Source organism: Ornithinimicrobium sp. (assembly GCF_030537745.1).
Taxonomy (GTDB): Bacteria; Actinomycetota; Actinomycetes; order Actinomycetales; family Dermatophilaceae; genus Ornithinicoccus.
This window is the reverse complement of the sequence record NZ_JAUNVI010000092.1, coordinates 1-8,079: the sequence shown is the minus strand read 5'-3', so window position 1 is coordinate 8,079 and position 8,079 is coordinate 1. Positions and strand designations below refer to the sequence as shown.

7 protein-coding genes and 1 tRNA gene are annotated in these 8,079 nt (G+C 68.3%); 7 read left to right on the top strand and 1 reads right to left on the bottom strand.

Going from position 1 to position 8,079, the window contains the following annotated elements:
- From Q4P07_RS13415 to Q4P07_RS13400, 4 genes are all read left to right on the top strand, one after another.
- A partial coding sequence (locus Q4P07_RS13415) for a deoxyguanosinetriphosphate triphosphohydrolase (protein WP_303375422.1) occupies nt 1–1,110 on the top strand: 1,110 nt, incomplete at its 5' end.
- A gap of 2 nt (nt 1,111–1,112) precedes the next feature.
- Nucleotides 1,113–2,249 carry a hypothetical protein gene (locus tag Q4P07_RS13410; RefSeq protein WP_303375421.1) on the top strand — a complete coding sequence of 379 codons (1,137 nt, stop codon included), beginning with the start codon at nt 1,113–1,115 and terminating at the stop codon, nt 2,247–2,249.
- 95 nt (nt 2,250–2,344) lie between these two features.
- On the top strand, nt 2,345–2,869 hold the full coding sequence (locus Q4P07_RS13405; protein WP_303375420.1) for a SigE family RNA polymerase sigma factor: 525 nt from the start codon (nt 2,345–2,347) through the stop codon (nt 2,867–2,869).
- The gene (locus tag Q4P07_RS13400; protein ID WP_303375419.1) at nt 2,866–4,236 is read left to right on the top strand and encodes a hypothetical protein; all 1,371 of its coding nucleotides are present in this window, start codon (nt 2,866–2,868) and stop codon (nt 4,234–4,236) included. Before Q4P07_RS13405 ends, Q4P07_RS13400 begins: the two co-directional genes overlap by 4 nt.
- A gap of 1 nt (nt 4,237) precedes the next feature.
- Here the strand turns inward: Q4P07_RS13400 and ligD are convergent, their stop codons facing one another.
- Complete coding sequence (ligD, locus tag Q4P07_RS13395) at nt 4,238–5,206, bottom strand: non-homologous end-joining DNA ligase (RefSeq protein ID WP_303375418.1); 969 nt, start codon at nt 5,204–5,206, stop codon at nt 4,238–4,240.
- A 205-nt stretch (nt 5,207–5,411) separates the two neighbouring features.
- On the opposite strand from ligD, the gene dnaG reads away from it, so the two are divergent.
- The 3 genes from dnaG (at nt 5,412) to Q4P07_RS13380 (ending at nt 8,076) form a co-directional block, all read left to right on the top strand.
- Nucleotides 5,412–7,379 (top strand): DNA primase, encoded by a 1,968-nt coding sequence (dnaG, locus tag Q4P07_RS13390; RefSeq protein ID WP_303375417.1) that lies wholly within the window; start codon nt 5,412–5,414, stop codon nt 7,377–7,379.
- A gap of 67 nt (nt 7,380–7,446) precedes the next feature.
- Nucleotides 7,447–7,956: a hypothetical protein gene (locus tag Q4P07_RS13385; protein WP_303375416.1), complete on the top strand. Its 510-nt coding sequence runs from the start codon at nt 7,447–7,449 to the stop codon at nt 7,954–7,956.
- 47 nt (nt 7,957–8,003) lie between these two features.
- A tRNA-Asn gene (locus Q4P07_RS13380) sits at nt 8,004–8,076 on the top strand.
- Nucleotides 8,077–8,079: the final 3 nt, after the last annotated feature.

The following is an 8,079-nucleotide window of genomic DNA, read 5'->3' as shown; positions in this document are numbered from 1 at the left end:
ACCACGCAGGTCGTGCAACCCACCAGCGACGACTTCGTCCGTAACCGCCTCACCCATTCCCTGGAGGTCGCGCAGATCGGCAGGGAGTTCGGCGCGGCCCTTGGCTGCGACGCTGACGTGGTTGACACCGCCTGTCTGGCGCACGACATCGGTCATCCACCCTTTGGCCATAACGGCGAGGCGGTGCTCAACGAGCTGGCCGCCGGCATCGGTGGCTTCGAAGGCAACGCCCAGACCCTGCGTGTCCTGACTCGGCTGGAGGCCAAGCGCTCGCACCCGGACGGGCGGCCTGCCGGGCTCAACCTCACGCTGGCCAGCCTGGACGCAGCGACGAAATATCCTTGGGTGCGAGGTGACAATCCCGGTGGGGGACACAAGTTCGGGGTCTACCTGGACGACCGGGAAGTTTTCGCGTGGCTGCGCAGCGGCACGCCAGAGGGTGCGCCACACCGCCGCTGCCTCGAGGCCCAGGTGATGGACTGGTCTGACGATGTCGCCTACTGCGTCCACGACGTCGAGGATGCGATCGCCTCCGGACGTGTGGACCCCGCAGCGCTCCGCTCACCAGCGGTCCAGGAGGCTGTCGCCGAGGTTGCTCGGGACTGGTACGCGCCGGACCAGGACGTGGCGGTGCTGCGCGGCTCTCTGGGCGAGGTGCTCGCCACCGGCTGGGTCCCTGACCGACACGACGGCACCCGGGCGGACTTGGCCCAGCTCAAGGACATGACCTCTCGCCTGATCGGTCACTTCGTGCTGACGGTGGAGGTGGCGACCCGGGAGCGGTATGGCGATGGGCTGCTGAGCCGCTACTCCGCCGATCTCGTGGTCCCCGATCGAGTTCGTGCCCAGGCGGCCGTGCTCAAGGCGGTGGCCGCCTACTTCGTCATGCTCAGCGAGGAGCGACGCACGGTGATGGACCATGAGAGGGAGGTGCTGAGCGCGCTTGTGGAGCTCTACACCGCAGACCTCTCACTGATGGATCCGATCCACCGCGAGGCGCACGACCACGCCACCGACGACGTGGGGTCGGCTCGAGCGATCATCGACCAGGTCGCCAGCCTTTCCGACGCCCGGGCGCTCTCCTTCTACGCGCACCACGCGCTGACCTGACGATGTCGGTCGCGCAGTCACCCGAACTGCCACCCGGCGTGGTGCTCGGCGACCCGACGGATCTGGGCGGCTCGAGCCGGTCCACGGTGCACCGTCGGGAGGTGCTCTCCGGCCCGCCGGAGTGGGGTGGATCGGTGATCGTGAAGCGATTCGTGCCGATGCCACCAGGGTCACGCGCCGCCATGGGCTATCAGCGTGAGCTCGTCGGCTTGGCACACCTTCCGGGTACGCCACGGCTGCTGGCCCACGACGATGCCAGCCAGACCCTGGTCATGGAGGACCTAGGCACGCACCCCACCTTGGCCAACGTCCTGCTGGATCACGAAGCGAAAGACGCGTGGCGTCATACCGTGAATTGGGCACGAGCCCTCGGCCGGACGGTCCGGACGGACCCGGACACCATGGCCGCCGCACGCCATCGGCTCGGAGAGGCGGTGAGTGTCGACCGCGACTCGCGCCGGGACTTCCCTCGACGAGGGCTGCTGCTTCTGCGCCAAGAGGGCGTCCTTCGGGACGCTCCGGGCGCGACGGGGCAACTGCTTGACGCCCTCGACTGGCTGGAGCACGACACCCGCAGGCAGGTGCTGGGACCGGGAGACGCCTGCCCCGACAATGCGCTTCTCACCGACAGCGGAGTGCGCCTGGTGGACCTCGAAGGCGCAGGGATCCGCCACCTTGCCTATGAGGCGGCCTACGTCGCCGAACCGTTCAGCACCTGTTGGTGCGTCTTCACCCCGCCGAAGGGACTGACCGACGCGGCGACCGAGGCGTTCACGGCAGCCGCAGGGGAGCAGCTTCCCGGACTTGAGGAAGACCCGGACTGGCCCCGTCAGGTCAGGGTCGCGGTGGTGGCGTGGGTGCTCAGTGGCACCCTCTGGCTACTGGAGGGGGCCGAGGCCGACCTGGCTATGGGCGGTGGACCGACGGCGGCTGTGCTCGGTCCACCGATGCGTGCGCTGCTGGTCTCCCGCTGGAGTTGGGTCGCCCGCGAGTGCGCCACCGAGATGCCGGACGTCGCGGCAGCCTGTGACGAGGCGGCGGCGTGGGCGCGGCGGGCCTGGCGAGAGGGCTCGCCGCTGGAGTTACGCCCCTATCCCGCTTTCTCCCCAGAGCCGCTGCGGCCCGAGGAGCCGCGGTGAATCTGGCGATTCTTGCGTGCGACTGAACCTTTCGGCCCTCTGATGCGACATCCTCAGTAGCACGAAGGCCACTGACCCGCAGAGAGGAGGCCGCCGTGGTGACGACCGACCCTGCCTACAGCGAGTTCGTCCTCGCGCGCCAGGGCCGCCTCCGTCGTGCGGCATACCTGATGTGCGGTGACGTGAGCCAAGCCGAGGACCTCTTGCAGGAGGCCCTCATCGTGCTGGCGGAGAAGTGGGAGTCCGTCGAGCACCCGGATGCCTTCGTGCGCCGGGTGATCTACCGCCAACGGGTGTCCTGGTGGCGGCGCAGACGACGAGAGGTCATCACCGAACGACTGCCCGACGCCGGTCAGGATGACGGCTCGGAGGAGCGGGCACGTGACGCCGAGGTCCGCGAGGTGCTGCGGTCCTTGCCGCAGCGACAGCGAGCGGCGCTGGTCCTTCGCTACTTCGAGGATCTGACCGAGACGCAGACAGCGGAGGTGATGGGTATCGCCCCTGGGACGGTCAAGAGCCTGTCCCACCAGGGGATGACCCGGATGCGTGCCGAGTTCGCAGCCAGAAGGGGCGCGTCCGAGCAAGAGCACGACGAGCAGAAGAAGGAGGTCCGCAGATGAGCACCCGGAACGAGTTTCCCGGCCACCCCAGCGACAGCACGGAGCCCAGCGCGCTGGAAGTGCGGGAGGCGCTGGCCGGCCCCGCAATCTGGGACGCCGTCACCGGTGTGCACAGCGACCTCGACGTCGACGGCTACTGGGCGCGCGGGCGGCGTCGCCGATCCCGGAAGCGCGTGGGAGCCGTCTCCGGCGCGGGACTGGCGGTCGTTTCGGCCATCGCCATCGCTTGGTCCTCCGGCCTGATGGGGGGCGCGACGAGCGCGGACCAGAGCATCGCGGCGGTCCCGGACGGGTTGACGACGTTCGCCTTCGCGCCCGTAGGAGGCGCGGACTCATCGACGGGTGCCGCTGTGACGGTGCCTTCCGTGGAGCGCTTGCGTGGCACCACCTGGGTGCTGCAGAAGGAGCTGTGGGGCAGCGACCGTCTGGCGGTGGACGTCATCGGAGCAGCACCGGAGGTCACTAAGCTGATCTTCGGCGCGGGAGATCCTGGGCATCTGGGCTGGGGACTGGCCGCCGACGACTGCGGGAGCGCCTGGTTCCAAGAGAATCTCACCCTGAGCGCGGACGGACGATTCCCGGCGGGTGACCTCGCCACCGATGATCAGGGATGCCCGCAGCCGGCGCAGGCTGCGGAGGACTTCTGGATGGAGGCGCTCCAGGAGGGCGGCACGTTGCAACAAGTCGGTGACGGAGGGTGGTTGTTGCTGTCCGTCAACCCTGCCGTGTCCGACCACGTCGCCCCCACCGACCCGAGCACCGTGACCGACGCGCCAGTATCGTCCGCCGCGCCAGCAGCGTCCGCTGGCACCTCTGACGCGCCATCAGTGCCCGCCGCACCGACGGACAGCACTGCACCGCCAGCGACCATCGAACCCCCACCCAGCTCCCCGGCACCGGATGACGCTGGTGCGCCCGGGTTCACCGCTGCGGACCAGGAAGCCACGCACGGCAACTGGCTCTCCGCAGGCGGCGATCTCCTGGCCCCGACCGTGCGCGCCGGTGCGCACGAGGGTTATGACCGGATCGTGGTCGACCTCACCGGGACCGGCGCCCTGGGATGGCGGGCGGCCTACGCCGACAACCCCTCCATGGATGGGTCCGGTCAGGCGGTGGAGATTGCCGGTGACCAGGTGCTCGAGCTGTGGCTCAGCGGTATGGGTTATCCGCAGCCCGGCTCCCCGGTCTACAGCGAGGGCACTTTCATGCTGGACACCCACAGCCTCGGCACCGTGGTCGAGGTGATGCGGACCACGCCATTCGAAGGTCGGTTGCAGGTCTTCATCGGGATGAATGGCGATCGTCGGCCCTACCGGGTCTTCGAGCTGGAGAGCCCGCGCCGGTTGGTCATCGACGTCCAGCAGTGACTCAGGCAGGATCCTGCGGCAGGGCGGGCGTCTCCTTGCCTTCCGCCTCATCCTGGTCGGCCCACTCCAGCAGCGGTGCGATGTCAAAGGCCGCGTCGTCGATCCCGGCCCACAGATCGCCTACCGCTGCGTAGCGAGCCGGCATCGTCAGGATCGAGAAGTCGCGCGGGTCGCAGTCGGGCACCTCTTCCCACTGCAGCGGCGCCGACACCAGAGCAGCCTCACTGGCACGGACGGAGTAGGCGGCGGCGATCGTGTGATCTCGGGCGTTCTGGTTAAAATCCACGAAGACTTTGCTGGAGTCGCGGTCCTTGCGCCACCACACCGTCGTCGCCTCATCGGTCCGCCGCTCCACCTCACGTGCAAACGCAAGAGCGGCTCGCCGCACGTCGGTGAAGTCGTGCTCGGCGGGAATGCGGACGTAAACGTGGATGCCCTTGGAGCCCGTGGTCTTCGGCCAGCCGACCGCGCCGAGCTCGTCGAGCACCTCAGCGACCACGCCCGCTACCCGCCGGACCGTCGCGAAGTCGCAGTCATCGCCAGGGTCGAGGTCGATCCGCCACTCGTCGGGCTGCTCCACGTGTGCTCGTCGGCTGTTCCAGGGGTGGAACTCCACGCACGACATCTGGACCGACCAAATCACCTGCGCGATCTCGGTCACGCACAGCTCGTCAGCGGTCCGGTTCCATCGCGGGAAGGTCACCCGAACCGTCTCCACCCAGTCCGGCGCGCCACGTGGCAGACGCTTCTGATGGACCCGCTCGCCGCTGAGTCCGTCCGGGAATCGATGCATCATGCACGGCCGCTCACGCAGCGCGTTGACTACCCCCTCCCCGACGCTGACGTAGTAGTTCGCCAGATCGAGCTTGGTCAGCCCCAGGTCGGGGAAGTAGACGCGGTCCGGGTTGGAGATCCGGACCGTTCGGCCACCGACCTCCAGCTCGGTGGCAGGACTGCTCGAGGTGGCCATGCTTCACCCTAACGGTGAGGGGACAGGCCGTTCTGCGGCCTCCGGGTCGGCTGCTCCCGAGGTCGACGAGATCGCTGACAGGACCGGTATGGCGATGGGGAGGGGCGCGGGCTGTGCAGCGCTGCGGAAGGCGCCAAGCCATCGGACCTAGACTCTGGTCCGAAGCAGTGTGTTTGCCTGCGAGCGTCGATGAGGAGGTGCGCCGGTGGCGGGTCGGATCAACCACGAGGACGTCCAGAGCATCAAGGAGCGCGCCTCGCTGGAGGACGTCGTCCGCGAGCACGTCAACCTGCGTGGTGCTGGCGTCGGCACGCTGAAGGGGTTGTGCCCCTTCCACGACGAAAAGACGCCTTCCTTCACGGTCCGTTCGACAGTCGGCTACTACCACTGCTTCGGCTGCGGAGAGGGTGGGGACGTGATCGATTTCGTGACGAAGGTCGACCACCTCACCTTTACCGAGGCCGTTGAGCGGCTGGCCGACCGCCTCGGGATCGCGCTGCGGTATGAGGAGAGCGGTCCAGGGGGTGCTCGGTCCGGCCCGCACGTCCCGGTCGGGCAGCGGACTCGATTGATGGAGGCGCACCGGGTGGCCGAGGAGTTCTTCCACCACGCGCTGGTCGAGAGCACAGAGGCTCTGTCGGCGCGGTTATTTCTGCATGAGAAGGGGTTCAACGGCGAGCACGCCGCTGCGTTCATGGTCGGCTACTCACCGCTGGCTGGGCAGGCGCTGACCGACCACCTGCGTGACAAGGGCTTCACCGATGAGGAGCTGGTGATTTCGGGGCTCTCCGCTCGGGGTTCCCGAGGGCCCTACGACCGTTTTCGGGGCCGGGTGATGTGGCCGATCCGGTCGATCACCGGAGACACGGTGGGTTTCGGGGCGCGCCGCCTGTATGACGACGACAAGATCGCGGCGAAGTATCTGAATACCGCGGAGACTCCGATTTACAAGAAGACGGGCGTCCTCTACGGCCTCGACCTGGCCAAGAAGGCCATCGCCACGCAGCGTCGGGCAGTGATCGTCGAGGGCTACACCGATGTCATGGCCGCACACCTGTCCGGCGTGCAGACAGCGGTGGCGACCTGCGGGACGGCCTTCGGCAGCGACCACATCTCGATCCTGCGTCGGATGCTGCGCGACGAGCCCGGCCGCGCCCCTGCCCGCGTCATCTTCACCTTCGACGGTGACGCCGCTGGGCAGAAGGCTGCGATGAAGGCCTTCGAGCAGGACCAGCGCTGGTCTGCCCAGTCGTTCGTGGCGGTCGCCGCCAACGGTCAGGACCCCAACGACCTGTGGCAGCGTGAAGGCGGAGAGGCCGTCCGCGCCCTCGTCGACTCTGCCCAGCCCATGTTCGAGTTCGCGGTGCGCACCACGATCGCACCGTACGATTTGTCCCTGGCCCAGGAGAGGGTGCAGGCCATGCGGGCGGTGGCCCACATCCTGGTGGGCGTCAAGGATCCCTCCCTGCGCCCGGAGTACATCCGCGACGTGGCTGGCTGGATGGGCATCGACCCACAGTCCCTCACCGTCGAGGTGCGGCGAGCGTCACAGGCCGATGTCGAGCAGCAGCGGCGTCTGGACCAGCGGCAGCAGCAGACGGCATCGGGTACGGACTCAGCAGGGCGGCCCACGCCGACGCCTTCGACGAACGGGATGCCCCAGCTGCCCGCGACGCTCCCGGCACCTGACCTGACCGACCCCGTCCAGCTCGCCGAGCGCAACCTGCTTCAGGTCGGCCTGCAGTATCCGCTGGCGATCGTCGCCGAGGACATGGAGGAGCTCCCCTCAGCTCAGTTCCGAGCGCCGATGCACCAGGCTGTCTGGCACGCGCTTCGTGAGGCGGGAGGTGTGCTGGCAGCCGCCGAGATGAGTGCTCGGTCCTGGACCCAGGCCGTGCTGGAGCAGACGCCACCAGCGGTGCGCCAACTCGTGCACGAGCTCGCGGTGGCGCCCCTGCCTACCCGGCTCGATCCCGCGAGCGGGCTGCCCCGCACAGCGTATGTCGACTCGTTGGTCGTCAGCATCCAGCTGGCCGGGCTCGAGCATCAGATCGCCCAGACCCTGGGGCAGGCCCAGCGCGCCCAGCAAGGCACCCCCGAAGCTCGCCGGCTCAGCGAAGATCTCATGCAGCTGCAGCGCGAGCATGCGGCCCTCAAAGACAGGACGACCTGACATGCGCTGGTGGCCACGACGAGTGATCGGGGTGGTGTCTCCACCGCCCACGCACAAGCCTGAGGACGTGCCTGCTGCCGCCCTGCCGCAGCTGCAGCGCCATGAGCGCGTCCTCGCAACCGCCCAGGAAGATGTCACCGGGCACTGGCTCGTGCTGACGACCTGGCGACTCCTCGAACGCACTCCCGACGGCATGACCGTGCTAGAGCTGCCCTGGCACGGCATTGACAGCGGTGCCTGGGACCCGGACACCTGGACCTTGACGGTGTCCTTCGTCGACGGGGGGCAGGCGCGCCAATGGGTGCTGCAGCGGCGGACCGGTCCCGGCAGGATCCCGGAGATCTTTCACGAACGCACCTCTGCCAGCGTCGTCCTCATCCGCGCCGTGGACCTGGGTCGAGGGCGCACGGCAAGGGTCACGATCAGAAAAGACCTGCACAACCGCGAGCTGCTGGAGCAGGTGCTGATGGGTCGAGGAAGCCGCGCCGCGGACGGTCCGCTGATGGAGCAGGTGCTCATCGCCCGGCAGGAGGTGCGCGGACAGGTCGGGATGGATCCGGTCGGAGCGGATGACTGATTTCGGCTGGCCCCTGGCGTTTGCTAAAGTCTGCCTCGCGCCACCATTCCCCTGTAGCTCAATTGGCAGAGCAGCCGGCTGTTAACCGGCAGGTTGTTGGTTCGAGTCCAACCGGGGGAGCAT